We start from the raw sequence: 25,374 nt of genomic DNA, 5'->3' as shown, positions 1-25,374 counted from the left end.
GGCCCATTATATGACAAGATATTCGTTCGCACAATAATAATTATACAAAAACATTACAAAATTTTAGTTCTTTCGACATCTACCTTACAAATGGATCTCGTTCTTTCGACATATTCATACCGGTATAGACGAATATAGACAAAAAGTACTGTGGTGCTATAATATAACTATTCCATATAAAGGAGAGCTTCCACGATGCAATGGTTCCATTCCTTATCTATCCGAAACAAGCTCCTTGTCGGCTGTTACACGATTGTTGCCACATTTTCCATCGCGCTATTGCTTGGCCTTGCACTTACTGGCGGAAGTCTCATACTAGGATTAGTCATCATTGTACTTGCCGCAGCTGCTACGTTCCCTCTTGTCAGGGTTATCGAGACAGCGCTTACATCATCGATCGATGAAATGACCTCGATCGCATTCGGTATCGCGAAAGGCGATTTCACGCAGAAGGTCGATGTATCCTCCTCCGCGTCTTTGGGTGAGCTCGGCCATTCCTTCAACAGTATGGTGGACAAGCTCCGCGATATTTTGAAAGAAACCTCGACTATTTCACGAATCGTCAACGATACAAGCCGCAGCATTTTTGATAAAAATATTGATTTGAAGAAAGTCATGGAGCAAGTAGCCGCTTCTGCCGGAGAGCTTGCAACCGGGGCGAATCAAATTTCCGAGGATGTCGGCGACATGGCTGACTCCATCCGCGAGATTGAAGACAAGGTGTCCTCTTACGCTCACTCCACCAAGGTGATGAACGAACGCTCTGAGCAGACGTTATCGCTGGTTGAACGCGGACGGCAAGCTGTCGAAAGCCAGTCGACCGGGATGTCCCGCAACGTTGAGGCAACCTCGCAGGTTTCTGAAGCGATCGAAGAGCTGGCACGCAAAGCGGCCGGTATCTCGGCTATTACCCGCACCATCTCCGACTTGGCGGAACAAACGAACCTGTTGTCGCTGAATGCCTCCATTGAGGCGGCACGCGCCGGTGAGCATGGCCGCGGATTCGCAGTCGTTGCGCAGGAAGTCCGTAAGCTCGCCGAAGAATCCACATCTTCGACGAAGGAAGTGTTTAACCTGGTTCGCAGCATTGATACCGGCGTTAAACAGGCCATCCAGAACATTAAAGTTAACGAAGAAGTTGTTCAGCTCCAAATGAAGATGCTTCGCGATTCTGAAGTGATATTCACGGAGCTCGTAACGAGCGTTGAATTTATTACCGAGCAAATTGCGCAGTTCTCCGGCGAGAGTGATCAAATGATGGAGAGCGCCCGCAAAATTTCAAGCGCCATCCAAAGCATCTCGGCAATCACGCAGCAATCCGCAGCCGGCACAGAGCAAGTCTCGGCTTCGATGAATGATCAAATCGGCTCCGTGCAAGCCGTTGTTACGGAAACCGAGAAGATGCAGCAGACGGTCATGCAGCTGCAGCGTACGATGTCGATTTTCAAAATCTAATGCGATACATAGCTATATGAACATAATAAAAGACCTCCCGCTCCAGCGTTCGCTGGTAGATCGGGAGGTTTTTTTTGTTGTAATAACAGGATTATAGCCCTTGCGAGTAATCGAAACCGACTGCTTGCAGGAAAGCTCTTGCTAGCACGGCATGGCCTGCTTGACTCGGATGAACGCGATCCCATGCGATTGTAGCCGGGTAGATGTGCTCCATCACCCGGTTGAAGGCAGCTTGCGTATCCACGAATAGTGCATCATGTTTAGCTGCAATTTCGCGTACGATTGCGCCGTAACGATCCATCTGAGCTCTCATCGCATCGTTTGGATTCGGTTCAAGGTAGAAAGGCGTCATCAGAACAAGCCCTTTCAGCTTCGGCCTTGTCTGAATGACGAGTTCCTCCAGCGTTGCCGCATACTCTTCCGGGTACACATGAGACTCTGTAATAAGAGGCGTATCAAATTGACGCCATACATCGTTGGTGCCGATCATGATCGAGAGCCAATCCGGCTTCTGATCCAGCACATCCGTCTGCCAGCGCGCCTTCAAATCAAGCACGGTATTGCCGCTTGTTCCGACGTTCACAACGCGAATACCGCGCTCCGGATAAGCTGCTGTCAACAAGGCATCGACAAGGCCGACGTATCCTTTGCCAATGGCATCGAACAGCCCTTCTCCAACAGGCCGCGCACGGCCGCAATCCGTGATGGAATCTCCGATCATAACAAGCTTATCTTTCACTTCTAACAACATGATCGTCAACCTCCCCTATTCCGCTAAGAAAAACTGCATAATTTTATCATTCAAGCCCGGCAGCCCTTCATGGCCAAAGTCCGGGAAAATTTCAAGACGCTTCTTCGATGTAATCTTGTTATAGGCCGCAAATTGCGTGGAAGGCGGGCAGATCGTGTCCATCAGGCCCACGCCCATCAGCACCTCGCCTTGAATCCGGTTTGCTAAATGCTGAATGTCTATGTAACCCAGCTTCGTGAAAATTTCATCCTCGTGCTCATGCTGCGGATCGAAATGACGGAAGTAAGTACGCAGCTCATGATACGCGTCCTTCGCCAGATCCATTTCCCATACGCGTCTATAGTCGCTGAGGAATGGGAATACGGGCGCAAGCTTGGCTACTCTCGGCTCAAGCGCTGCACACGCGATCGTCAAGGCGCCGCCTTGCGAGCCTCCCATGGCATAAACTCGGCTTGGATCGACCTCAGGCATATTCAGCGCGATGCCCGCAAGCTGAGCCGTGTCGAGGAAGATGTGGCGGAATAGCAGCTGATCCGGTTCATCGTCAAGTCCGCGGATGATGTGGCCATGATGGGTGTTGCCTTTTACGCTGCCGGTGTCTTCTGACTTACCGCCTTGACCGCGGCAATCCATCGCGAACACGGAATAGCCGAGCGATATATAAGCAAGACGCTCGGTCCAATCGCCGGAATGGCCGGTATAGCCGTGAAATTGAACCACTGCGGGGTGTGGCGCTGCCGCGTTCCGAGGACGCGCGTATTGCGCATGAACACGCGCACCTTTGACGCCGGTAAAGTAAAGATCGAAACATTCCGCCTGCGGCGTTTGGAAATCACTGGGAATAAGTTCTACGGCAGCATCGGTCTTGTGCATCTCCGCTAAAGCGCGATCCCAGTATGCATCGAAGTCGGCAGGTTTTGGATTGATTCCTGAATACGTTTTCAATTCATGTAACGGCATATCAATGGCTGGCATGTTCTATCCCCTTTTCAACTTATTCCCTTACATGTTACGTGTTCGAGACTAACCGTGTAAAGAGGGATCTTTCATGCATGATCAAAGGATGGCAGGGCAAAATGAGAGCGACAGGTTACTGCACGGTTATATCAGTACATTTTCGCTTGGAGCGGAGGGACGAAGAACATGTTCGGGATGCCTGTAACAAAGCGGGTGTTAGTGCTGCTGCTTGCCTGGACCGCATTAGTAGGCTCTTCGTCGCTTGCTGACGATGCCAACTCCTCATCTGCCGACTTCCCGCGCGTCAGCGGTGTCAGTGACCCCTTGCCTGCAACTGAACATGAAGGACACGGGATTACTACCGGTACCAAACACGCAGAGCCTTCTTTCAACAGCGAGCAGAGACGCAGGAAGAAGCGCAGCAGCGCCATGTCATGGGTAAAGCTGCAGCAGCAATTTCCCGGTTCTTTCGTTGTCTGGGGACCGCGAGGATCACGTCGTGTAGCACTGACTTTCGATGACGTGCCTGATCCGCGTTACACGCCACAGGTGCTGGAGATTCTTGCCCGTTATAAAGTAAGAGCCACCTTCTTTGTCGTCGGCAACCGCGCGGCGAAACACCCGGCTCTTGTACGGCGCATGCGTAAAGAAGGCCATATTATAGGCAATCATTCGTATGATCATGCAGTGTTCTCGCGCATTTCCCGTTATGCCTTCGAGCAGCAAATTTGGCAAACCGATGGGATCCTGCGTCCCCTTGCCGGATACAGTCCCAAATTCATACGACCGCCCTACGGCGAGATTACTCCGCAGCAGGTCGACTGGCTGCGCCGCAGAGGCTACATTGTCGTCAATTGGGATGTGGATTCCGTCGACTGGAAAAGTCTCGACAGCAACAGCATCCTGATCAATATCAAAAGAACCCTGCAGCCCGGATCGATTATATTGCAGCATGCCGGCGGCGGGGAAGGCCAGGATTTATCGGGCACAATCGCTGCACTCCCAAGGCTCATCCGGCTGCTGCACAGCAAAGGGTATCAGATCGTAACGCTGCCTGAGCTGCTGAATAAACCTGAAGCCCGGAGTGTCCGGTCTCGATAATAACAAAACGGCAGCCCCACCGGGCTGCCGTTTCGTTTCACTATATACTATTCAAGAATGAATACTTTCACGTATTGAAAGCCAAATGTGCTGGCTTGCTGTTGCGATTGCGGTACGAAAATATCAATACGATCGCCTTTGATGGCACTGCCAGCATCTGCTGCAATAGCCATCATGCCGCCAGCCGGAAGTCCGCCATGGTCATAGCCTGTAACATAGACCTTGCTGCCAAGCGGGATAACGTTCGGGTCAACTGCAATTGTTCCAAGCTTAAGCGGGTTACCGAAGTAGTCTACCGCGCCCCATGAGCCGTTCTCCGATGCAGCCGCTGTATACGCGCTTGCTTTTGCTTGTACAACTTCCGAATAGTTATAATTGCTGTTGCCGATCGTGATGATTTCATCTTCTCTGTCCAGAGAAGTCATTTTCATCGATTTGCCTACCGCTGCTTTAGATGCTGCTTTTACAGCTTTTGGCGCGGCTTTCGCTTTCGGCGCAGCCTTCGCTTTCGGAGCTGCTTTAGCTGCTGCTTTTGCCTTAGGTGCAGCTTTCGCTTTCGCTGCCTTCTCAATCGGTGCTGCCTTCGCAGTCGTCGTCTTCACAACTTGCGAAGTCGGAATAACGATGCTAAGCCCTGCATAGATGTTGTTGGGATCAATCATCGGATTAGCTTTCAGCATTTGCTGCAAGGAAATACCGAATTGCTTGGAAAGCTCCCAGAACGTGTCGCCGTCTTTCGCACTGTACGTCGATGCTGCGCTTGCTGAGTGTGTGAGAACAGCAAAGCTGAGCGCTGCGATTACAACGCTTTTCTTCCATACTTGTTTCATCAAGTTGTATTGCCTCCTTTTGATTTACGGCTATCATCCACAGAACTGCATGTGCGGATTTATTCCGTCATCGCGATGAAGGACACACAGCTTAACAGCGTGTCATAATCTTCCTTATCGCATGCGGCCTGCGAGGTTAGTTGTCGGATTCGGATTGAGGAGTTCAACCCTACGCTTCGTGAAATAAGCGATTCACCCCAGCGCCAGATGCGCGTTCAGCACTGCATTCCAATCCAGCGGAATGTCAGGCCGGAGGGCAGTGATGCCACTCCCTAAAAGATCCCCCGTACGTTACGTTTCGGCTCGCGTAATAGAATACCATATCCGGCAAGGCGAATCCTACCGGTAAATACAGGAACAGCTTTCAAAATTACCACGATCTAGACATTTCGCGGAAGAAAGATGCTTACCGTTGTCCCCTTCTGAGGAATGCTTGTAATGTCCATCCGTCCATGATGGCCTTCGATAATCCGATAACAGATCATGAGTCCCAGACCCGTTCCGCTGTCTTTCGTAGTAAAGAACGGCCCGCCTAGTTTAGGCAGCTGATCCTGCGGAATGCCGATCCCCTGATCGATGATTTCGACGATCAGCTCGCTCTGCTGATGCAGCTTCATATCGATCGTAATCACACCGCCGCTTGGCATGGCCTCGATCGCATTCTTGAGCACATTGACGAACACCTGCTTCAGCTGATTCTCGTCGCAGAGCAGTTCCGCTGAAATGGCGTCCGCACGCGAAACGATCTGTACATCGCGCAGAATCGCCTGTGTTTCAAGCAGCGTCAGTACGCTTTGAATGATTTTGACCAAGTCATGCTTACGGAATTGGTTCGCCTGCGGCTTGGCAAGCGCCATGAATTCCTGCACGATGGAGTTGATCCGGTCCAGTTCGACCAGCATAATATCGAAGTATTCATGATACTTGTCGATCTTCGTCTTCAGAAACTTCGAAAAGCCGATCAGCGACGTTAGCGGATTGCGAATTTCGTGTGCGATACCCGCGGCCATTTGACCGGCAACCGACAGCTTCTCCGACTGAATCAGCGCTTCTTCTTCCTTCTTCCGTTCACGCATATCGCGGAACACGCTTTGCACGACAGTGCCCTTATCCAAGTAATTGCGAATACGCGTGCTGGACACCTCGACGTCGATAATCTCGCCGCCCTCTGCAATCAGCTGGCATTCCAAGAACTCGTTGGGCTCATCCGTTTCCATAATCGCCTTCACACGCGCTGCGGACCGCTCCCTGTAATCGGGATGTATGTAACGAAAGCTCATATGTCCAGTGGAGAAATCGCTTTCCGAAATATTCAGCAATTTAAGACCTGCTTGATTGGCGAATAGAATGTCGTTCCCGTCATGTACAAAAATCGGTTCCGGCAAATATTTGATCAATCGTTGGTAATTGTGCATGTCGGATCTGGCATCGACATCGTCCACACATGGATTGCTTTTACCGAGCTTACGCTTCACTTTCACAGCAAGCGGCTTGTTACAATATACGGCTTTACGCCTCATGTCTCATACCCTCCGGGTGATGAAGTCTACATAAGAATTTCGCCTCTAATTCTTGCAAACCCTGCACAGTTAGAAAGTTTTAATGTTGTTTCATTCCGCGAATCAGCGTTTGAATCCCCTGCTTAAATATCGGCAGCGTCCGCTCAAGGAGCTGATCTGTAGGTTCTGAATGGTTGCTGTAAGTGCTTATAAAGCCCTGCAGATAATAAAACAAGATCCGTCCATTGTTCAATGCTGCCTCTTGATTCGGCTCCTCAGACCCTTCAGAGACCGTAATACGCAGCACCTTCATAATGTGCGCGAACAGCCGGTTGCGAATGACGTTAACTTCAAGCTCGGGCTGCAGTTCGTCTACGCGTACCGAGGCGGACATAAACAGGACCGTCTGCAGACTGCCGCTCGTCAGGCTGAATAAAATATATTCGCTGCATACGGCGAGCAGTTTATCTAAGGCTGCTGTGCCCGGTTTCCCGATTTCATCCAGCAGCGTCTGTTCGAGCGTGAGCAGCGAAGGAATCGCAATCTGCTGCAGCAGCTCTTCTTTATTCTTGAAATATAAATAAATGGCGGTATGCGAGCAGCCTGCTGCTTTGGCAATTTCGCGCATCGTGACAGCGGAATAGCCCTTCTCTGCAAATAAAGCGGCCGCGGATGCACGAATCGCGGCTTTCATCTCTTCCGTTAATTGTTGTCTTCTTGTAGTCATAGGAGGAACACCTCATGTTCTAGTTTCGATTAGCTTGATAACCATTGGTCACAGAATAACCGATGGTTATACTAACGTCAACTTTAATGCAAAAAAAGAGCAGCCGATGATCGGCTGCTCTTAGCTATACTGCTAAATAATAATATTAGGACGTAAATTCTTGTACCCATTCGCCGTTATAATACGCCACGCCGATTTTATTGAAATTCTTGCTGAGGATGTTCGCTTTATGGCCCGGGCTGTTCATCCATGCCTGCATGACTTCTGCCGGCGTACGCTGACCCTTCGCGATATTCTCACCTGCATAAGAGTAAGAAACGCCATAAGCACGCATCATATCAAACGGCGAGCCGTAAGTTGGCGAATTATGATCAAAATAATTGTTCGCATACATATCCTTCGCCTTGTCCAAAGCGACTTTCGTCAAGAGCGTGTCGGATTTCAGCGTACCCAAACCTGCATTGGCACGTTCTTTGTTCACAAGCGTAACGACTTGAGCGGCAAATGTGCTCTTATCAGTAGTGCTTGTCCCTGTATTGGTATTCGTGTTCGATGATCCACTGTTCGAAGTACCTGTTGTAGTTGTTACCGGAACCTTAATCGTCATGCCCGCCCAAATGATATTCGGGTTAGCGATCGTTGGATTAGCCGCAATTAGCTTGCTTAGGCTGACTCCGTATTTCGTTGCGATTTTGTACATCGTGTCGCTGCTCGTAACCTTATACGAGACGGAACTGTTCACTGTGGCTGCTTCTGCCTTCTGCAGGGCTGCTCCTCCTCCAGCTACGATCAAACCGGCTGCGAGTACGCTAGCTACACCTATACGAAATGGTTGCATCTTCATGAATATTTCCTCCTTGTTATGGTTATCGTGTGTGCCGACCTTTCGACGCCACTCATGTTAACACGGGGAAATAGCAAAAACACCTCATAAAATATGGAAACCGTTCGTTTGCACGTTAAAAATCATCGAAAACAAAGTCCAATTTATCGGCCTTTTTCAGGTTGCAGGCCGCGCATGCACAGACGCAGTTTGCAGGGGAAGAAAGACCTCCCTTTGACTTCGGCAGCACATGGTCGATCGTGTCCCCGTAACGACCGCAATACTTGCAAATATAATCGTCGCGCTGCAGCACCAGCAGCCGGAAATCCGTCTTCGTATAGAGCTTATGAATCAAGCCCGGATTGATAATGCCGGCGGCACCTTCCTCCACCATCCGAACAGCCATTTCCGTCGGAATATCGGTCGACCAGCGTTTCCCTGTTTCACGGTGTCCGCGCAGCCGAATATGTCCTCGACCTCGATCATTCAGCAGCGAAGTTTTGTAGGAGAAAGCACCTTTGATCGGATGGATGTTCCGATCCGGCGGGCGCACCGCAACCTGTTCAACAGCGCTGATTTCCGCTTTCAGGCTTTTGATCTTCGCCGCTTTGGATCGTTTGTGGCGGCGTTTGCGCTTCCGCTTCGTTGCAGTTGGTGCGGCTTCGACAGAGACAACAGCAGCAGCGACAGGTTGTTGTTGTGCTGCAGCTGAATCAGTCAGCTCTCGCCCGGTATCGTTTCCTGCAGCTGCTGAGGCAGCTTGTCCGTCCTGGACACTAGCTGGAGCTTGCAGCTTGGACGCCGAACTGCGTTTCTTGCGGCGGCGTTTGCGCTTCCTTGCCGGCTTAGCAGGAGTATCTTCCTCGGCTGTTAGGTAAGGCTCCGATACCTGCTCTTCTTCATGTTCATCCTCGTCTTCGTATTGCAGAAATTGAACAGCCTCTTCCATGCTGTCAAACGCTGCATCTCCTACAGCATTCTGCCGCTTTCTCTTGCGCAGACAAGTTCGGCAAATCCCGCGCCTGCCGCTGCTGCCCGCGCGTTTCGTGAACGCTGTAAGCGGCTTCTCTATTTTGCATGCCGTGCATGGCTTCATATCCATTTCAATCACGTCCGCTCCGTTTCCTTATCAGGTCGTCGTCAAGCCGTGCAGCTTACGAAATTGCTCCGGTGTAATCCCTTCCGCTTTGCCGAACGCGGCAATAAAGTGGCTGGGATCGCGATAGCCGGACAATTGCGCTATTTCTTTAATTGATCTTTTGTCGCCGAGGCTCATCATTTCCTTGGATTTAATCATCCGCAGTCGAATCAAGTAAGCGTAAGCCGTAATGCCAAACGCTTGCCGAAATAGCGAATTTAAATAGCGGGAGCTGATTCCGAGCTGCTCCGCCATATCGGTAAGGCTAATGTCCGGATCGCCGTAATGGAAATCCAGCCAATGCAGCAGCGGATCCAGCTTCTCGAGATGCTGGAATACGGAGGAACGTCCGCCCTTTTGCCCATATATTTTGATCATCGTGAGAAACCGGTAGAGCTGCGCGGAAGCATTCAGACCTGTCCGATCTTCGTCATGCTGCGCTTGTTCAATCATAATCTCTAATTGTGACGTAATCGGTGCGTCTTCATTCCAATTCAGCCATTCCGTTTGCCGGATCCCTAGGGACGCCAGCATCGATGCTGCCAGCACACCGCCGAACGTCACATACATCGTCGACCACTTCTTGCCCGGTTTCGCCGCATAGAAATGAGGTACTCCCGGGAATAACAGGGAACCGTTGCCTGGCGGAAGCGAATACTTGATTCCGTTCAGCTCAAATTCACCTTCACCCTCTATCGTTTGCAGCCAATGAAAGCACGGATAGCCCTTTGTCCGGTCCACAGCCTCTTGGTCAGGATTGATTCCAATACTATCTACATAAAGCGGCAGCTCGTACTCACCCAGCGTGAACATATACCGGCTGCGCTGTTGACCGTCAATGAACCCTTTATTCCGCTCGATGATCTGTTCCATATTATCATATCCTGCCTATTCTTTTTTATATATCTCTTATCCGCATCTTACCATAAAATAAAGCTGTTATCATTCACTTCATTGGAGGAATTTGCGAATATGGATACTTCAAAACTGCCCAAAATGTTATATGGCGGCGATTATAATCCCGAACAGTGGGATTCCAGCATCTGGCCGGAGGATATGCGCATGCTGGAGCTTGCCGGCATGAACATCGCTACCGTAAATGTTTTCTCCTGGGCGATGCTCCAGCCAAGCGAAGATACGTATGACTTTGAAACCCTTGACCGCATTATGGACATGCTTCACGCGAACGGTATTTATGCCTGTTTGGCAACGAGCACAGGCGCTCATCCGGCTTGGATGGCTAAGCGGCACCCCGAAATTCTTCGTACTGATTTCGAAGGTCGGAAACATAAATTCGGAGGACGCCATAACTCCTGCCCGAACAGCGAAGTTTACCGTACTTACTCCACTCGACTTGCCGCGAAGCTTGCGGAGCGATATCAGCATCATCCGGCTGTGCTGCTTTGGCATGTATCCAATGAATATGGCGGCGAATGTTACTGCGACCAATGTGAAGTGGCTTTCCGCGGCTGGCTTCAGAAGAAATACGGAACTTTGGACAAACTAAATGAACAATGGAACACTCGTTTCTGGGGACATACCTTCTACGAGTGGGACGAAATCGTGCTGCCAAGCGCGCTCACCGAGCAATGGTCGTACGACAAAACCTGTTTCCAAGGCATTTCGCTCGACTTTAGCCGTTTCAATTCGGACAGCATGCTCGAGTGCTATAAGCTGGAGTATGATGCCATTAAAGCATATACGCCGGATATTCCCGTAACAACGAACTTAATGGGAACCTATAAGCAAATCGATTATTTCAAATGGGCCAAGCATATGGACATCATTGCCTGGGATAATTACCCGTCCATGAATACCCCATCCAGCTATGTTGCGATGACGCATGATCTGATGCGCGGTCTCAAAGGCGGGGCACCGTTTCTATTGATGGAGCAAACGCCGAGCCAGCAGAACTGGCAAGCGTACAATACGCTGAAGCGTCCCGGAATCATGCGCCTCTGGAGCTATCAAGCCGTCGCTCATGGATCGGACAGCGTCATGTTCTTCCAACTGCGCCGCTCTGTCGGGGCTTGTGAGAAATACCACGGCGCACTCATTGAGCATGTTGGTCATGAACATACTCGCGTATTCCGCGAATGCGCACAGCTTGGAGCTGAGATGTCCGCTATGGGTACGAAGCTGCTCGGGTCAAGACTGCCAAGCCGCGTCGCCATTATGTTTGATTGGGAAAACCGCTGGGCAATCGAGTATTCAAGCGGTCCGACCGTTGAGCTGAAATACGTGGATGAAATTCATAAGTATTACCGTGCCTTCTACGATGGCGGCTACCAAGTGGACATCGTGTCTTTCGAGGACGATCTCTACGCGTATGACATCGTTATCGCTCCGGTTATGTACATGGTCAAACCGGGCATGGCTTCGCGAATTGAAGCTTTTGTCAGCAGCGGCGGGACGTTCGTGACGACATTCTTCAGCGGAATCGTGAACGAGAACGATATCGTAACGTTAGGCGGATATCCGGGAGAGCTGCGCCAGCTTCTTGGCATTTGGGCCGAGGAGATCGATGCACTGCTTCCGAACAGCAGCAACTCCATTATCATGAAAGACAAGCTTGGTTCACTGCAAGGCACGTATCGCTGCACATTGCTGTGCGATCTCATCCACAGCGAAGGCGCAGAAGTTATCGCCGAATATGGCGATGATTTCTATGCGGGCATGCCTGTGCTGACTCGCAATACTTTTGGCAGCGGAGAAGCCTGGTATGTCGCTTCCAGTCCGGATGGGCAATTCCTGCAAGGTTTCGCTGATGAATTGTGCAAACGGCACGGTATTGCTCCATTGCCTGGCAAGAAACCGGGTGTTGAAGTGACTCGCAGGGTGATCGATAATCGGGCCTATCTGTTCGTCTTAAACCACAACTCGGAGTCCGTCACGATCGAGCTTGGTACGGAGTCCGGCACCGACCTCATTACCGGAAACACATTCGCTGGGCAAGCTGTCATTAATGGCCGCGATGTCCTTATCCTTGAGCAATTTGCTTGATATTGCCTAGCTTGCAGATCGAATAGCTCCTTTCCCCGCTGAACATATTAGTTGGTGTGAAAGGAGCTTGATACTCATATGAGAAGATTTTTTGGTACGTTATTCGGTATTGTATTAGCTTTTGGCATTGGCGCTCTTATCTACAATGGGGTATCGGATCGCAACGTTACTCCGAACAACACTTACCACTCCGCAAGCAGAACGGACCTGAATCATCAGCGATTGAGCATCAAATCCAATGATGACCTGCTGCCGCTGAACACAGGTCACAGAATGCTGCGGACGACTCAGCCGGGCACGATGAGAGCCCAAAACAATCAGTTTGGCAATATTCCGTGGTACCAGCTTTATTATGGCGGTACTTGGAATCCAGGCGGCGGCGGCGCGGCGAATCCGGGTACCGGCTATCCGAATGTAACCTATCCCGGCGGCTATAAACCCGGCACAGGAAACACTGGTAACACAGGAAATACCGGCAATACAGGAAATACCGGCAACACTGGTAATGCTGGTAACACAGGTAATGCCGGCGGTTCTAACTCGGCGGACAGCTCCTCCATCCAGCAGCAAATCCTGCAGCTGGTCAATGCAGAGCGTGCGAAAGCCGGCCTGCAGCCGCTGTCGCTGAATGCTTCACTTTCCAAAGTCGCGCAAGCTAAGTCCAATGATATGCGCGACAAAGGTTATTTTGATCACAATTCGCCAACCTACGGCAGTCCGTTCGATATGATGAAACAATTCGGCATTAACTACTCTTATGCCGGTGAGAACATCGCAGCCGGGCAGCAAGGCGTACAAGCGGTTATGACCGCTTGGATGAACAGCCCGGGTCACCGCGCCAACATCCTAAGTGCGAACTTCACCCAACTGGGCGTCGGTTATGCTCCCGGCGGCAGCATGAGTCCGTATTGGACGCAGCAGTTTATTAAGCCATAAGTTCTTAAGCAATATAAAGCAAGTAACGCGAATCCTTCGACACGAAGGATTCGCGTTTTTAAATTAGTTTGTTATTACTTCTATCGCAGGTTGGAATCAACATAACGGTGATTCACTTGTTTTTGTTGCTCCCCTCTGCTGAATGGCTTGCGATTGCTGCGATAATGGCCCGGCGCTTCCCCTACTTCTTTCTTGAACGCTTTCGTAAAATGGTGCACATCGGCAAAGCCGCAGTACGCCGCAATCTCTTCAATGGTGTTGTCCGATCCGGTCAACAGCTCCTGCGCATGGTGAATGCGCAGCTGGAGCAAGTAGCGGTGCGGCGCAACGCCGAGCTGCTCCTTGAACTTCGCGCTGAAACGCGAAGGCGACAAATTCGCTCTCGCAGCCATCTCACTGACCGTGAGCGGCTCCGCCAAATTCAAGGATAAGAAAGATGTAATCCAGTTCATTCGCTGAGGCGCTGCTTTCTCCGTTTGCTTCAAGTCCGTATGATCCTCCAGAATGGTAAGGATCACTTCTGTCCCTAATGATTGTGCCCGAAGCTGCATAAGCGGATCGCGATGCTGCCAGCACTCCACCATCGCGAGAAACTTGTCCCGCAGCGCTATAGGATGTTTCGGCCGCAGCCTGACCGGGATTGAAACGCCATGAAAGTCGTTCAGCCTCGGCTGAATGAGATGGCTATACGGCTCCAGGTCGATCTGACCGCTTCGCGTCGGAAATCGGTCCTCGCGTTGAGAATCGTAAAAAAAGTCCATATGGGCAAACGGCGTAATCGTATTCGTTTTCCCCTCCAGCACGTTCAAGCAGTTCGGTTGGATCAGACAAAAATCTCCCCTGCGAAACTCATAAGGGACACCTTCTACTTGAAAGACGCACTCCCCTTCTTGAAAATAAACGAGCAAATAATCAAGCAATTTCCGTTCCGCGGATAACCACGGCTTCCGTACGGCATAATCGCTCTCACGGATATAGGGAACAATCGGCTGCTTTTCCATCAATTCGGACAGGTACATTTCTCTCAGCTCCTTGACCGCAATCGGGTATGATTTGCTTATATTATATACGAGACGCAGTTGTTTTTGACAAAAGAATTGAGAGATCGAAACAAAGTCAGCGGCTAAAGAAGTGCTTTATAATAGAAGCATCTTAGCAGTACTAAGGAGAATTGACGATGACCACTACGAATCCATCCAACCTCGCCGAGCTTCCGCAGCTTGAGAGCGATTATACGTTGACGCCGGAGCAAGCCGCTTCTTATCAGAAGAACGGGCATATCCTGCTAAAAGGCATTGTGACGCCCGATGAAATGAGCTTCTATGAGCCGCTTATCGAACAAACCGTGCGTCAGCACAATTACAATACGAAACCGGTTGAAGAGCGCGATACGTACGGCAAAGCATTCATTCAAATTTGCAACCTATGGGAAATGAATGAAGGCATTAAACGTTTCGTTATGGCACGCCGTTTCGCTAAAATCGCGGCTGAGCTTATGGGTGTCGACGGCGTTCGGATCTATCACGATCAAGCGTTGTTCAAAGAACCGGGCGGCGGTCATACGCCATGGCATCAGGACCAAGTTTATTGGCCGCTTGATACGCCGAACACGATTACATTGTGGATGCCGCTTGTACCGATTTCCGAGGAAGTCGGCTCAATGACCTTCGTCGATGGATCGCATACTTCCGGCTACATGAGCCGTCAAGCGATTTCCGACGAATCGCATAAGACGCTCGGCTCTTATATTGAAGGCAAAGGTCTTCCGAAGACCAACTACGGCGCCATGTCTGCAGGCGATGCAACCTTCCATGCCGGCTGGACACTGCATTCCGCACCGGGCAATCCAACGAATACAATGCGCGAAGTCATGACAATCATCTATGTGGCTGACGGCGTGAATACGATGGCAAATCCCGACAGCAGTGCACGCGAATCCGATTTGAAGTCGTGGTTCCCGGGCGTCAAAGCAGGTGAGCCTGCCGTATCCCCGCTCAATCCGCTTGTGTATAAGAAATAAATGAAAAGGCTAGCCCTCAAGCATCATCTCGATGCTGCGGGGCTAGCCTTTAGTTATGAGTTCGTTTAGAAATCGATGCGTACCGCAGCAAGCGAATATGGCGCTACTTCCACGTTCAGTCGATCGCCCGCAAGCGTCACAGCGTTATCGTCCGGAATCAGGTTTTCGTTTACATCAACCGCATAAGCCCTTACCGCTCCTGTAAAGAGCTTAAATGAAGCCGTTGCGCGTTTCCCATCTGCTTCATACATGCGAATAATCCAGCTTGCCCCGCTGTTTCCTTCCGGAACTTTAATTGCTGACACCGCAACTGCGTCATCCAACTGCTCCACATACCCCGCATCCGCCGGCTTTGAACCCAGTCGTTTCGTACCTGACAGCACATTCATCGGATGGTTGCGCCGGTAAGCCTGCTCGATCACATCGCGGCTTGACGCCGATGCTTCCGCGATACAGACCGACAGGTTGATGCGATGATGATTGCCAAGCTCCGGATAGGGATCCGGTTCGTAAGATCCGCGAATAAGCGAGACGGACATCGAATTATCCGTTCCACGGAAACCATATTTGTTACTCGTCACGATAAACAGCGTTGGTTTGCGCTCATTATCGCTACGCAGTGCTTGCACGAAGCTATTGCCCGGCAATTCCATATCTCTGGCTTCACGTACAATCGTCCCAAACGGCACATCATACTTGTAAGCATCGCTCGAATAACCTATCGGGAAATGGAACTGCAGCTGCGGAATACCAGCCTCTCTGCTGCCCGCTTCCTGCCAGTCGCATTCTACATGGAAATCAAGGCTTGTACTGCCTGCATCAAGGGAAACGCTAACATGAAGCGACGAGGCTTTGAACTTCATTTCGTAACTGATCGTTTGCCGCAGATCGCCGGATACCGTCTTTTTCAATAGTACCCGCTCATGAATGCTGTCGATTTGCATAAACCGGCCGACCCACCATGCCGCCATTCCTTTGCTCGGATCCTCTTGAATAAGTCGGAATAACCCTGCCGGTCTGGCAGGATCGATCAAGTCCTCGCCGGAGCGTTTGTCGATTAAGGAAATGACTGAAGCGTCTTTCGAATCAAAAACAGCGCGAACAAACTCATTCTCGAGCACATAATCCTCATCTCGGTCGACCCTCGGATCCGCGATAACAATTTGCGAAGAGTAGCCCTCGCCTTCAGCAACGATCAATGTACTGTAGCCGCATGCCGAAACCTGCACACGCACAAGCAAACGTAAGTAATCATGCGACCAATAGGCATTTCGGCCGCTATCCAGCACCTGGCTTGGCACGATCTCGCCCGCAGCGGTTTTCACGACGATCGCCTTAATTGGGCTCTTCCAATCCCACAGCAAAATCTCGACCGTTTCCTCTCTCGCTTGAAGCGAGGAATTAAAGAGATGGACGATACGCGTACTTCCGGCCCCGCGTTCTACCTGCGTAATTTTAAAATCGCGCGTCCCGAAGCCGACACCTGCGCCTTGCGCCGTATTCGAGGCCGTATGGCCGATTTCAATCTCCGATGTATCGATATCGGCTGCGATTCGCTCCAAGGCGAGCTTTCGGTTCGTTCCGGCAATCGCCATCGTATTCTGAAACAACCCCAGTGCATGCTCGCGCGTTTCGATAACACCGGACCCCGGCAGGATATCATGGAACTGATTAAACAAGACACCGCGCCATGCTTCCTCGAATGCGGCTCCCGGGTAAACCGACCCATGTGCTGACGCCGCTACCGAGCTGAACAATTCGGCTTCGTTAAGCGTAGCCTCCGATACCCGATTGGCATTCTTAATACGTGTCTGGGATGTGTAACAGCCCGTAAAGACGACATTCATCTCGCCTTTCACGACAGGCAGTTGATCCGCAACACGCTCCACCTCTTTGAAATAATCCGCATAACCGCCAAACCGTATCGTCGGGCAGATCGGCCATTCCTGCATCGCCCGCAGACGATTCAAGTCGCGTCTAGTCGGCCCGCCGCCATGATCGCCTACCCCATAGACATACAAATAGGAATTCAAGCCGGTTTTCCGGCAAATGTCCGGTACGTAAGAGGTGAAGACCGGACGAACAAAATCGTTATACCAAGTCAGTTCGCGGTAGACGATGACCGATTTGCCGGAAGGACCTTCCCAGCGTGTCAGCGGGTCTCCTTCAGCACCGCGGCAATGGTAGTAATATTTCACACCGCCATTCGCCAGTATTTCCGGTACCTGCAGGCTATGTCCGAACGTGTCCGGCTCAAAATCCAAATTCAAGCTATCCGGCGCAATATCAAATAAGCGGCTAAGGTAGCGTTTCGTATAGAGGATATGCCGTGCTAAGCTCTCGCCGCTTGGCATGTTCTTATCCGCTTCCACCCAGTGCGACGCCGTAATTTCCCAGCGGCCTTCCTTCACTCGGCGTTTAATCTCCTCCAGCATTGAAGGCGCGTATTGCTCCACAATCCGATAAATCGAGGCTTGGGATTGGGAGAACGTAAACTCCGGGTACTCCTCCATTAGATTGAGCATCGTCCGGAACGTGTCAATGGTAACGGAAACCGTTTCATCCCAGCCCCACATCCAGTTCATATCAATATGCGCATGGGACACTGCGATCACATCGTAGCTTTTCGCATCGGCAGCTAAGCTTTCCAGCATACGCTCCGCCTCAAGCGCTGCTTGCTTCACGATGGCTCCATCCTCCGCGATGCGCTGTTCTATGTAATCAAGCGTACTTGCAATCACCGCATCATACTTTAATGCATTCACCTTCGACAGCTCCTGCGCGAATACCAGCTGCGAGAGAATACGGTCATTCCATTCGTTGCGGCCGCTATTTTCGAGGTCATCCCAATAAGAGTGCGGCTCCGGTCCGATCAGTCGTCTAATTCTCGTTTCGTTCATTTTCAATTCCTTTCCTCTCTGAAATGGATTTGAAGAAAAATGAAGAAATCAGCACACAAACGGCACAAGCCTAGCATAGCGCTCCAAGTCCAAGCCTACAATTAGGAATTATTAAACTATGATGAGGTAATCTTAGCGTGTTCCGACGAAAAAATGACCCGCAAGCAGTCACTTTGATGTTCAAGTGTGCTGCCTGCGGGTCATCGTGGGTGTAAGTGCTAATTTAGAGAGAAATTACGCGGCCAGTCGCTTGGGATTCGAATGCAGCCAGAATAACTGCAAGCGATTTGCGACCTTCTTCGCCGGAGATGCTTGGTTTGGTGTTCGTCAGAAGCGAATCGATGAACGCATCTACAACGCCGCTTGTTTCTTGCTTATCGTTTGTGCTGATTGCACCCACGTTATAGCGTTCAACTGTGCCGTTGCGAAGCTCCACGATGATTTGATCCTTCGGATCGGTACCGATCTTCATCACGCCGTTCTCGCACCAGAATACAGTGGAGTTGTCTTCGCCTTTGTAGTACGTCCAGCTTGCTACAAGCGTGCCGATTGCGCCGCTCTTCATGCGAAGCAAGCAAGTTGCGTTATCGTCGACATCCGTACCTTCTTTATCAAGCGTACCGATATAACCGGTTACTTGTGCAACTTCATCGTCAAGCAGGTAACGGATCAAGTCGGATTTGTGTACGCCAAGGTCGCCCATAGCGCCCATAATCGCTTCTTCTTTACGGAAGAACCAGCTGCCTTTGCCGTCTACGCTCCAGCCTTCAGGACCGGGATGGCCGAAGGAAGTGCGGAACGTCAACACGCGGCCAAGCGCGCCGCTTTGAAGAAGCTGCTTCGCTTTCACGTGCGGAGGCATCAAGCGTTGGTTGTGGCCAACCATCAGGTAAACGCCGTTCTTGCTGGCTGCTTCGATCATTGCAGCCGCTTCTTCGTCTGTGGAAGCCATCGGCTTCTCAACAAGCACGTGAGCGCCTGCGTTTGCCGCAGCAATTGTAACCGGAGCATGCAGATAGTTTGGTGTACAAACGCTGACTGCTTCCGGCTTAATTACGCTAAGCATTTCTTCGTAGCTTGTGAATGCTTTCGCATTGTATTTCTCTGCAAATTCTTCTGCACGTTCGATAACGGGGTCTACGAATGCCACGAACTCTACGTTCGGGTTAGCAGCGTATTCCGGAATATGACGGCGCTGAGCGATCGCACCGCAGCCTACAACGGCTACTTTAATTTTCTTCATGTTGAGTAACTCTCCCTTTGATCCATAATTATGCTTTATGGCCGTTTGCTTTCAGCCAGTTCATGCTCGTTTGTACCGATTCAAGCGGCGGGTTTGCACAGCTGTCTTGTTCAACAACCAGCCATTCCACGCCTGCTTTGTTAGCCGCGTCGATAATATCGTTAAGCGCAAGGTCGCCATTGCCAAGCTCAACCGTATCGATATGGTTTACAGAAGTTTCTTTGCGGAAGTCTTTCAAATGAAGCAAAGGCAGACGGCCAGCATATTTTGCAATATAAGCTAGCGGGTCTTGATTGGAATATTGCACCCAACCGATGTCCATTTCCACTTTAAGCAGATCTGCATCCACTTTCGTGTACATCGCATCGAAAATATATTCGCCGTCGATTTCCGCAGCAAATTCGAAGTCATGGTTGTGGTAGCAGAATTGCAGGCCTTCTTCGCGCAGACGAGCGCCGAAAGTTGCGAATTTCGCGATCAGCTCGCGCCAGAACGCTTCTCCGCCAGCCAATTGCTCAGGGGATAACCATGGGCAGATCACATAACGTGCGCCGACTGTTTTAAGATATTGGATTTGTTCTTCCAAGTTCTCTTCTAGCTGCTGCAAGCCGACATGGCTGCCGAAAGCTTCAAGGCCAAGCTCTTGCAGAAGGTCGCGCATTTCTTCAGCCGGAATATCGCCGTAGCCTGCAAATTCAACACCTTCATAGCCCATTGCCGCTACTTGGCGAAGCGTGCCTCTGAAATCTTTAGCTGTATCGTCACGCAGTGTAAACAATTGTAATCCGATTTTCACTAGTGATCTTCCTTTCATGATGACGGATGAACGCCTGGTCGGCGTCAAGCCCGGTTAGTTGACCAATCTGACAATCATTATAGTGGATATAGAGGCGTTCGTAGATGTATTATATAACAGTGACATGTACAATTTTGCTGCAAAATGGGGAGAGACATTTGATTACCGAAATTATGAGCTGCAATTACTCCTATCATTCACAGCCCTTTCAAATCATCAATCGGGACGGACTACGCGCCTATGTGTTTCGATTGCAGGTGGATGGCAGCTGTGAAGCGCTCGTCGACGGACATATGCAGCGGATTGAAGCCGGTGATCTGCTGCTTTTCAAGCCCGGTGATTACTATCAGCTGAATATTGCGCCAAGTCATACGCAAGATGAAGCGGAAGCGCAAACCGAGATCTCCAGCGGCGATTACTACGTCATCTGCCGAGGGAGCTGGCTCGACGAGTGGTGGAGCCGCAAGGATCGCCCTCAGCGGGTAAAGGTTGTACCGGATGAGCGCTGGCTGTCGGTCTGGCAGGCCCTTATCTTAGAGAAACGGCGCTTTGAAGCAGAGGATCGCGAGCTGGCCGATTACTTGCTGCGCTCGCTCTGCCTCTGCATTGACCGCGCGATTACAACGCAGTCGGTGTTTCAAGGGAAATCCTTCGTCGCCACACGCATGAAAAACTTCATCGACGAGAACGCCGCACGATCCTTTACGATTGCCGAGGTTGCCGACTGTGCTCGCCTCAGCGTATCGCGCACCGTCCATCTGTTCAAGGAATGCTATGGCATGACCATCATTCAGTATACCCAAAATGTTCGATTATCCATGTCCATCGACCGCATCAAATACAGTACCATGACCTTGGAGCAAATCGCGGTCACTTGCGGTTTCGGCAGTTATTCTTATTTTTATCGCGTGTTCCGTCAGAAGTACGGCGTGTCCCCCGCAGCCTATCGGCTGAGCTAACCGCCCGGGACTAAATTGGAAATGAGTTCGCTGGGCTCTACTTGGAAACAATAGCGTAAGCCTATGTCCGAACAGCCTGTTTACACCTTATTCATACTACTCGGGAGGTCGCTGCCCGCATGCGATTCAAAGACGTATTCTCCATTATCGGCCCCTCCATGGTGGGACCTTCCAGCTCTCATACCGCTGGCGCAGTCCGAATCGGACTTGTTGCCAGTCAGCTTCTGGGCGGCGTTCCGGATCAGGCAGAAATTATTTTCTATGGCTCCTTTGCCGCTACCTATCAAGGGCACGGTACGGATGTAGCGATTGTCAGCGGATTGCTTGGATTCGCCACGGATGATTATCGCATTCCACAGGCGCTCGATATCGCGAGTGATCGAGGCGTTGCTATTTCGTTCGAACAGGGAAAAGGACTCTTCTCCCATCCCAATACGGTCAAACTGGTTTTATCCGTCGATCAGCCTGTCCCGCAGCAGCTATCGTTGATAGGAACCTCCATTGGAGGCGGTAATATCGAAATCGTCGAATTAAATGAGTTTTCCGTTAAGCTTACCGGTAACTATCCGACGCTCGTTATCCGGCATGCTGACCGCCCTGGGGTTATCGCCGATCTGACTTCCTTGTTGAAATCGGAAAGCGTCAACATCGGTCATATGTCCGTTGATCGCAAAGGCCGAAGCGGCGATGCACTGACGGTCATTGAGCTGGATGCGGCTCTGCCCGCTCCGCTGCTGGAGACAATCAAACAAATCAACCATGTGCAAACCATTTATACCGTAGATCTTAGTCAAACAGAGGGGACGGGTACATCATGAATTTTCGGACGTTATCGGAGCTTGGCGAGCTGTGCGCGCAGCGCGGACTTTCCATTGGCAGACTGATGCTGGAGGAGCAAAGCGCTGAGTCTGGCAAGTCGACTAAGGACGAGTTCGCCAAAATGAACGCCTACTACGGCGTCATGAAAGAAGCCGTTCGCCGCGGCCTGCATGAGAATACCACTTCGCGCAGCGGGTTGACCGGCCTTGATGCGCAGCGCGTGCTGGCGAAGCGGCAAGAGCTCGAGCCGAGCCTCGGCGGATCAGCCAGCGATGCGATGGCCTATGCGCTCGCGGTTTCTGAAGTTAACGCCTCCATGGGCCGCATCATCGCAACGCCAACGGCGGGCTCCTGCGGCATCATCCCCGGCGTCTTCGTCAGCACCCAGGAGCGCTTTGGCCTGGCTGACGAAGAAATGGTCAATGCCTTATTCGCCGCCGGCGCCATTGGCTATGTCATCGCCAACAATTCCTTCGTCTCCGGCGCCGAAGGCGGCTGCCAAGCGGAGGTAGGCTCCGCCATCGGCATGGCGGCCGGCGCGCTTGTGGAGCTTAGGGGCGGCACACCCGCGCAAGCGATTCATGCCGTAGGCCTGGCGCTGAAGAATACGCTCGGGTTAATTTGCGACCCCGTCGGGGGGCTCGTTGAAATCCCGTGCATCGTGCGCAACGGCTTCGGCGCCGTTACGGCATTGGCTGCCGCGGATATGGCGCTTGCCGGTGTCCGCAGCGTGATTCCATCTGACGAAGTCATTCAAGTTATGCTCGAAGTCGGCTCTGCCATGCCGGAGATCCACCGCGAAACAGCCGGAGGCGGCTTAGCTCAGACCCCAACAGGCCGAAAGATTATGAGCGATCTGAAGAATAAGAAGAAACCGTAACCGCAGTAAATTGCTTGGTGCAATGTTTTTCGATGGTGGTTGGCTAGCGCTGGTTTTTGGCAATTTCCGGTCGTCGATAGTTGTTCGGTAGCACAATGTTAGATATCTCCACGCTAACGAATCGTAGGAGCCTTATTTGATCCAAAAACATCGATTTGAAATTCTAACGAATCCTACAGGTCTAATTCGCTCGAAAATCATGCATTTCTACCTGTTTCGGTCCAAATAAGACCTCTGTTATTCGTTAGATTAATGAAAGTGCCTATTTCTCCAAAATAAGACCCCCACGATTCGTTAGCGTGGTGAGGGTCGGGTGTGAGGTTAGCGTTCGTGCGGTGAGGCCGGGCGAAAAGTTACCTTGAGCGTGGCGAAGGACGGCGAGCTCCACTCCCCGCCGCCTCATGGCTTAGCACTCTCGTCCTCCCCACGCCCGCCTCAATCCCGCGCAAGCGGAAAACTCGCCTTTAAACCAATGCTGCTCATATCGATCGCTTCCCAGCCAAGGCCATAGGCAGGCGACGCGGGATCCAGCGTAAATTGCACATTGCCGCCTTCCCCTTCCGCGATCAGCATCGGATCCGCGTTCAAGGTATGCGCATCAAATTTCCCATCGAGTACATTGCGCCATGCTTCCCATGGAATAGGTACCAGCCCTCTTTTATCATCTCCGTAGATTCCGCTTACCGTAAGCTCCTTTGCCCCATTATCATAGAGATTGAAGTCCGCTTCCTGCAGTCGATCATCCTTCCAATTGACGAAATGGTACAGCTGATCGCCCGAGTTCACTGCAAGATTACGCAAGATCGTAATCTCTCGATTCTCCTCGCCTGCCATCTCTTGCGTGCCGAAAGCAGCCCGCGCATCATTGTGCACGAGCAGATTATTTTCGATCCGGTTGCCAATGCCTTTGGAGAAAATGACGAACCACAGCACGCCGCTGCCGGCGCTGTACAAATCATGGACGACGTTGTGCGAAACATGGAAGTAATCCGAAGCATCGTCCAAATAAATACAGAAGCCGAAGGAGAAATAGATACCGCTGTGATGAAACCGATTGGCAATAATGCGGTTGCCGGTTCCCGCTCCCCAAGATTCCAGCATCCCGCCATCCTGACTGTCCTTCATCACATCCCAAATGTTATTGCGGGTAATCAGATTATCCCGCGTATGCGTGAAACGCCAATGATTCTCCCACGTAACCTCCGTTCCGTAATAGGATGAAGCCATCGCTCCCTGCCTTAAGCCTTTCAGTGAAATGCCGTACCTCGGCATACCATGAATTTCGTTATGTGACACTTCATTGCTTCCGCTTTGATAGAGCTGTATGCCGGAGCTGTGACCTACCAGCTCACCGCCAAACCGGATCAAATTATTCGAAATCAGATTCCCTTTGCTCACATTAGCCTGCTCAGCGCTAGCATAGTCGCCTTCCCCGGGAGCGATGCCGATCACATAAATTCCGTTGTAGCCGGTGTGCTCGATCAGATTGCCCGTGATTTGATTTCTCTCACAATACCCGTTCAGCACGATGCCGCTGAAGCCGCTGTTCCGAAGCCGGCAGCCCCGTATTGAAATGCCGCAAGCATTTTCTAGATAAATGAGTCCATGCCTGCTCTCCGTATGCTCGCAGTTGCTATCCGGCATGCGATACTCCTGTGCATAATCGGAGCACTCCACCGTTAAACCTTCCAGCACAATGCCTTTCACCGGGTGGCCGGGCGAGCTTCCAACCAGCTCGATTACCCGCTTCACGGCCGGAGCGACAATTAGCTGCTCATCGATTGGCAGCTGCCTCGGGTAATAATATAATTCACCGTTAGACGAATCGAAGTAATATTCTCCCGGCTCCGTCAAGAGTGACAAAGCGCCTTGAAACCTGTACCGCGAGCCCTGGTCGATCCCCCATGGTGCCGGCTCTTTAAACGAAACCAGACCTTCCTCCCAGCGAATTCGGTCGATCGTTTTCGTTTCGGTGAACCAATTCCACTCGCCTTCCCCGGGCCAAATATGAACCTGAGCATCGCCTGGAACATCATTGAATCTCGGAATCTCATCCGTATGAAATCGGAAACCGCTTCTCGAATCGCCTTCTCCTTTGCCTGCTACGACATGGTAGCCTTGCTTCGGACTTCTGGCTGCCAATGCGCGTTCACCGTTCTCATAGAGCGTATGAATTGCGCTTCCGGCACCAATCCGGGCACGATAGATATTGCCTTCATAAGGCTCCCAGTCCGTGATCGCGCTACCGCCACTAATCGTGGCCCCCTCCTCTCCCGCTGCACTCCGATAAGTCACCGTGCAGCCATCCGAGGCAGCGTCTCGTTCATCCAAACGCAGCGGTTCCGTCAATTCGTACCGCCCTCCGCCAATCCAAACGGTAACGTCCTGGTTATAGCCTTCAGCCAGCTTCATCCGTACCAGCTCTCTGGCACGTTCAACTGTTCGAACAGCCGCCTCAGCAGTCGCTCCCGTGTTGGCATCAGCGCCATTCTTAACCGAAACAAACAACTCCATCTGAATAGCCCTCCCGTTCCATG

The 25,374-nt window shown here is 51.3% G+C and carries 21 protein-coding genes and 1 riboswitch; of the genes, 8 read left to right on the top strand and 13 right to left on the bottom strand.

Features of this window, described 5'->3' with window-relative positions; all coding sequences use genetic code 11:
• The first annotated feature begins 195 nt into the window (after positions 1-195).
• A complete protein-coding gene (locus AC50Y3_RS08650; protein ID WP_494818363.1) occupies positions 196-1,455 on the top strand; it encodes a methyl-accepting chemotaxis protein in 1,260 nt (419 codons plus the stop codon).
• A 91-nt stretch (positions 1,456-1,546) separates the two neighbouring features.
• Here AC50Y3_RS08650 and AC50Y3_RS08645 read toward each other — a convergent pair whose 3' ends face one another.
• On the bottom strand, positions 1,547-2,206 hold the full coding sequence (locus AC50Y3_RS08645; RefSeq protein WP_494818362.1) for an SGNH/GDSL hydrolase family protein: 660 nt from the start codon (positions 2,204-2,206) through the stop codon (positions 1,547-1,549).
• Positions 2,207-2,221: 15 nt separating this feature from the next.
• Positions 2,222-3,181: an alpha/beta fold hydrolase gene (locus AC50Y3_RS08640; RefSeq protein ID WP_494818361.1), complete on the bottom strand. Its 960-nt coding sequence runs from the start codon at positions 3,179-3,181 to the stop codon at positions 2,222-2,224.
• A 168-nt stretch (positions 3,182-3,349) separates the two neighbouring features.
• On the opposite strand from AC50Y3_RS08640, the gene AC50Y3_RS08635 reads away from it, so the two are divergent.
• Complete coding sequence (locus AC50Y3_RS08635) at positions 3,350-4,264, top strand: polysaccharide deacetylase family protein (protein ID WP_494818360.1); 915 nt, start codon at positions 3,350-3,352, stop codon at positions 4,262-4,264.
• A 47-nt stretch (positions 4,265-4,311) separates the two neighbouring features.
• Here the strand turns inward: AC50Y3_RS08635 and AC50Y3_RS08630 are convergent, their stop codons facing one another.
• The 6 genes from AC50Y3_RS08630 to AC50Y3_RS08605 form a co-directional block, all read right to left on the bottom strand.
• Positions 4,312-5,094, bottom strand: coding sequence for a 3D domain-containing protein (locus AC50Y3_RS08630; protein ID WP_494818359.1), 783 nt, complete (start codon positions 5,092-5,094; stop codon positions 4,312-4,314).
• 109 nt (positions 5,095-5,203) lie between these two features.
• Positions 5,204-5,408: riboswitch (cyclic di-AMP (ydaO/yuaA leader) on the bottom strand.
• Positions 5,409-5,474: 66 nt separating this feature from the next.
• Positions 5,475-6,614 carry an ATP-binding protein gene (locus AC50Y3_RS08625; protein ID WP_494818358.1) on the bottom strand — a complete coding sequence of 380 codons (1,140 nt, stop codon included), beginning with the start codon at positions 6,612-6,614 and terminating at the stop codon, positions 5,475-5,477.
• A 79-nt stretch (positions 6,615-6,693) separates the two neighbouring features.
• Positions 6,694-7,320: a TetR/AcrR family transcriptional regulator gene (locus AC50Y3_RS08620; protein ID WP_494818357.1), complete on the bottom strand. Its 627-nt coding sequence runs from the start codon at positions 7,318-7,320 to the stop codon at positions 6,694-6,696.
• Positions 7,321-7,465: 145 nt separating this feature from the next.
• On the bottom strand, positions 7,466-8,164 hold the full coding sequence (locus AC50Y3_RS08615; protein WP_494818356.1) for a CAP domain-containing protein: 699 nt from the start codon (positions 8,162-8,164) through the stop codon (positions 7,466-7,468).
• Positions 8,165-8,279: 115 nt separating this feature from the next.
• Entirely contained in the window at positions 8,280-9,245 is a 966-nt protein-coding gene (locus AC50Y3_RS08610; protein WP_494818612.1) for an HNH endonuclease, read from the bottom strand.
• Positions 9,246-9,272: 27 nt separating this feature from the next.
• Positions 9,273-10,154, bottom strand: a complete 882-nt coding sequence (locus tag AC50Y3_RS08605; RefSeq protein ID WP_494818355.1) for an AraC family transcriptional regulator — start codon at positions 10,152-10,154, stop codon at positions 9,273-9,275.
• Positions 10,155-10,253: 99 nt separating this feature from the next.
• On the opposite strand from AC50Y3_RS08605, the gene AC50Y3_RS08600 reads away from it, so the two are divergent.
• Positions 10,254-12,284, top strand: coding sequence for a beta-galactosidase (locus AC50Y3_RS08600; RefSeq protein ID WP_494818354.1), 2,031 nt, complete (start codon positions 10,254-10,256; stop codon positions 12,282-12,284).
• A gap of 78 nt (positions 12,285-12,362) precedes the next feature.
• Positions 12,363-13,220, top strand: coding sequence for a CAP domain-containing protein (locus tag AC50Y3_RS08595; RefSeq protein WP_494818353.1), 858 nt, complete (start codon positions 12,363-12,365; stop codon positions 13,218-13,220).
• 80 nt (positions 13,221-13,300) lie between these two features.
• On the opposite strand, the gene AC50Y3_RS08590 is transcribed toward AC50Y3_RS08595, so the two are convergent.
• Positions 13,301-14,239 (bottom strand): helix-turn-helix domain-containing protein, encoded by a 939-nt coding sequence (locus AC50Y3_RS08590; protein WP_494818352.1) that lies wholly within the window; start codon positions 14,237-14,239, stop codon positions 13,301-13,303.
• A gap of 158 nt (positions 14,240-14,397) precedes the next feature.
• Here AC50Y3_RS08590 and AC50Y3_RS08585 point away from each other — a divergent pair, with 158 nt between their 5' ends.
• Positions 14,398-15,240, top strand: a complete 843-nt coding sequence (locus AC50Y3_RS08585) for a phytanoyl-CoA dioxygenase family protein (protein WP_494818351.1) — start codon at positions 14,398-14,400, stop codon at positions 15,238-15,240.
• A gap of 65 nt (positions 15,241-15,305) precedes the next feature.
• Here AC50Y3_RS08585 and AC50Y3_RS08580 read toward each other — a convergent pair whose 3' ends face one another.
• The 3 genes from AC50Y3_RS08580 to AC50Y3_RS08570 form a co-directional block, all read right to left on the bottom strand.
• Positions 15,306-18,140, bottom strand: a complete 2,835-nt coding sequence (locus AC50Y3_RS08580; protein ID WP_494818350.1) for an alpha-mannosidase — start codon at positions 18,138-18,140, stop codon at positions 15,306-15,308.
• 223 nt (positions 18,141-18,363) lie between these two features.
• A complete protein-coding gene (locus AC50Y3_RS08575; protein ID WP_494818349.1) occupies positions 18,364-19,383 on the bottom strand; it encodes a Gfo/Idh/MocA family protein in 1,020 nt (339 codons plus the stop codon).
• 28 nt (positions 19,384-19,411) lie between these two features.
• The gene (locus AC50Y3_RS08570; protein ID WP_494818348.1) at positions 19,412-20,197 is read right to left on the bottom strand and encodes a sugar phosphate isomerase/epimerase family protein; all 786 of its coding nucleotides are present in this window, start codon (positions 20,195-20,197) and stop codon (positions 19,412-19,414) included.
• An 86-nt stretch (positions 20,198-20,283) separates the two neighbouring features.
• Between AC50Y3_RS08570 and AC50Y3_RS08565 the strand changes: the two genes are divergently transcribed.
• The 3 genes from AC50Y3_RS08565 to sdaAA all read left to right on the top strand — a co-directional run bounded on the left by AC50Y3_RS08565 (position 20,284) and on the right by sdaAA (position 22,837).
• The gene (locus AC50Y3_RS08565) at positions 20,284-21,138 is read left to right on the top strand and encodes an AraC family transcriptional regulator (RefSeq protein ID WP_494818347.1); all 855 of its coding nucleotides are present in this window, start codon (positions 20,284-20,286) and stop codon (positions 21,136-21,138) included.
• A gap of 119 nt (positions 21,139-21,257) precedes the next feature.
• Positions 21,258-21,956 carry an L-serine ammonia-lyase, iron-sulfur-dependent subunit beta gene (sdaAB, locus tag AC50Y3_RS08560; RefSeq protein ID WP_494818346.1) on the top strand — a complete coding sequence of 233 codons (699 nt, stop codon included), beginning with the start codon at positions 21,258-21,260 and terminating at the stop codon, positions 21,954-21,956.
• Positions 21,953-22,837: an L-serine ammonia-lyase, iron-sulfur-dependent, subunit alpha gene (gene sdaAA / locus AC50Y3_RS08555; protein ID WP_494818345.1), complete on the top strand. Its 885-nt coding sequence runs from the start codon at positions 21,953-21,955 to the stop codon at positions 22,835-22,837. The genes sdaAB and sdaAA overlap by 4 nt, the downstream gene beginning before the upstream one ends.
• A 435-nt stretch (positions 22,838-23,272) precedes the next feature.
• Here sdaAA and AC50Y3_RS08550 read toward each other — a convergent pair whose 3' ends face one another.
• Complete coding sequence (locus AC50Y3_RS08550; RefSeq protein WP_494818344.1) at positions 23,273-25,351, bottom strand: right-handed parallel beta-helix repeat-containing protein; 2,079 nt, start codon at positions 25,349-25,351, stop codon at positions 23,273-23,275.
• Between the last annotated feature and the right edge of the window lie 23 nt (positions 25,352-25,374).

The organism is Paenibacillus sp. J22R98, from assembly GCF_059383835.1.
This window is presented reverse-complemented; position numbering and strand designations above follow the sequence as displayed.

Bases quoted from the DNA above. Each gene is read 5' to 3' on its own strand.
- AC50Y3_RS08600 (WP_494818354.1), top strand. From the start codon at position 10,254: ATGGATACTTCAAAACTGCCCAAAATGTTATATGGCGGCGATTATAAT.
- AC50Y3_RS08620 (WP_494818357.1), bottom strand. From the start codon at position 7,320: ATGACTACAAGAAGACAACAATTAACGGAAGAGATGAAAGCCGCGATT.
- AC50Y3_RS08635 (WP_494818360.1), top strand. From the start codon at position 3,350: ATGTTCGGGATGCCTGTAACAAAGCGGGTGTTAGTGCTGCTGCTTGCC.
- AC50Y3_RS08625 (WP_494818358.1), bottom strand. From the start codon at position 6,614: ATGAGGCGTAAAGCCGTATATTGTAACAAGCCGCTTGCTGTGAAAGTG.
- AC50Y3_RS08550 (WP_494818344.1), bottom strand. From the start codon at position 25,351: ATGGAGTTGTTTGTTTCGGTTAAGAATGGCGCTGATGCCAACACGGGA.
- AC50Y3_RS08610 (WP_494818612.1), bottom strand. From the start codon at position 9,245: ATGGATATGAAGCCATGCACGGCATGCAAAATAGAGAAGCCGCTTACA.
- AC50Y3_RS08590 (WP_494818352.1), bottom strand. From the start codon at position 14,239: ATGTACCTGTCCGAATTGATGGAAAAGCAGCCGATTGTTCCCTATATC.
- AC50Y3_RS08640 (WP_494818361.1), bottom strand. From the start codon at position 3,181: ATGCCAGCCATTGATATGCCGTTACATGAATTGAAAACGTATTCAGGA.
- AC50Y3_RS08630 (WP_494818359.1), bottom strand. From the start codon at position 5,094: ATGAAACAAGTATGGAAGAAAAGCGTTGTAATCGCAGCGCTCAGCTTT.
- AC50Y3_RS08570 (WP_494818348.1), bottom strand. From the start codon at position 20,197: ATGAAAGGAAGATCACTAGTGAAAATCGGATTACAATTGTTTACACTG.
- AC50Y3_RS08615 (WP_494818356.1), bottom strand. From the start codon at position 8,164: ATGAAGATGCAACCATTTCGTATAGGTGTAGCTAGCGTACTCGCAGCC.
- AC50Y3_RS08645 (WP_494818362.1), bottom strand. From the start codon at position 2,206: ATGTTGTTAGAAGTGAAAGATAAGCTTGTTATGATCGGAGATTCCATC.
- sdaAB (WP_494818346.1), top strand. From the start codon at position 21,258: ATGCGATTCAAAGACGTATTCTCCATTATCGGCCCCTCCATGGTGGGA.
- AC50Y3_RS08605 (WP_494818355.1), bottom strand. From the start codon at position 10,154: ATGGAACAGATCATCGAGCGGAATAAAGGGTTCATTGACGGTCAACAG.
- AC50Y3_RS08580 (WP_494818350.1), bottom strand. From the start codon at position 18,140: ATGAACGAAACGAGAATTAGACGACTGATCGGACCGGAGCCGCACTCT.
- AC50Y3_RS08585 (WP_494818351.1), top strand. From the start codon at position 14,398: ATGACCACTACGAATCCATCCAACCTCGCCGAGCTTCCGCAGCTTGAG.
- sdaAA (WP_494818345.1), top strand. From the start codon at position 21,953: ATGAATTTTCGGACGTTATCGGAGCTTGGCGAGCTGTGCGCGCAGCGC.
- AC50Y3_RS08650 (WP_494818363.1), top strand. From the start codon at position 196: ATGCAATGGTTCCATTCCTTATCTATCCGAAACAAGCTCCTTGTCGGC.
- AC50Y3_RS08575 (WP_494818349.1), bottom strand. From the start codon at position 19,383: ATGAAGAAAATTAAAGTAGCCGTTGTAGGCTGCGGTGCGATCGCTCAG.
- AC50Y3_RS08595 (WP_494818353.1), top strand. From the start codon at position 12,363: ATGAGAAGATTTTTTGGTACGTTATTCGGTATTGTATTAGCTTTTGGC.
- AC50Y3_RS08565 (WP_494818347.1), top strand. From the start codon at position 20,284: ATGTATTATATAACAGTGACATGTACAATTTTGCTGCAAAATGGGGAG.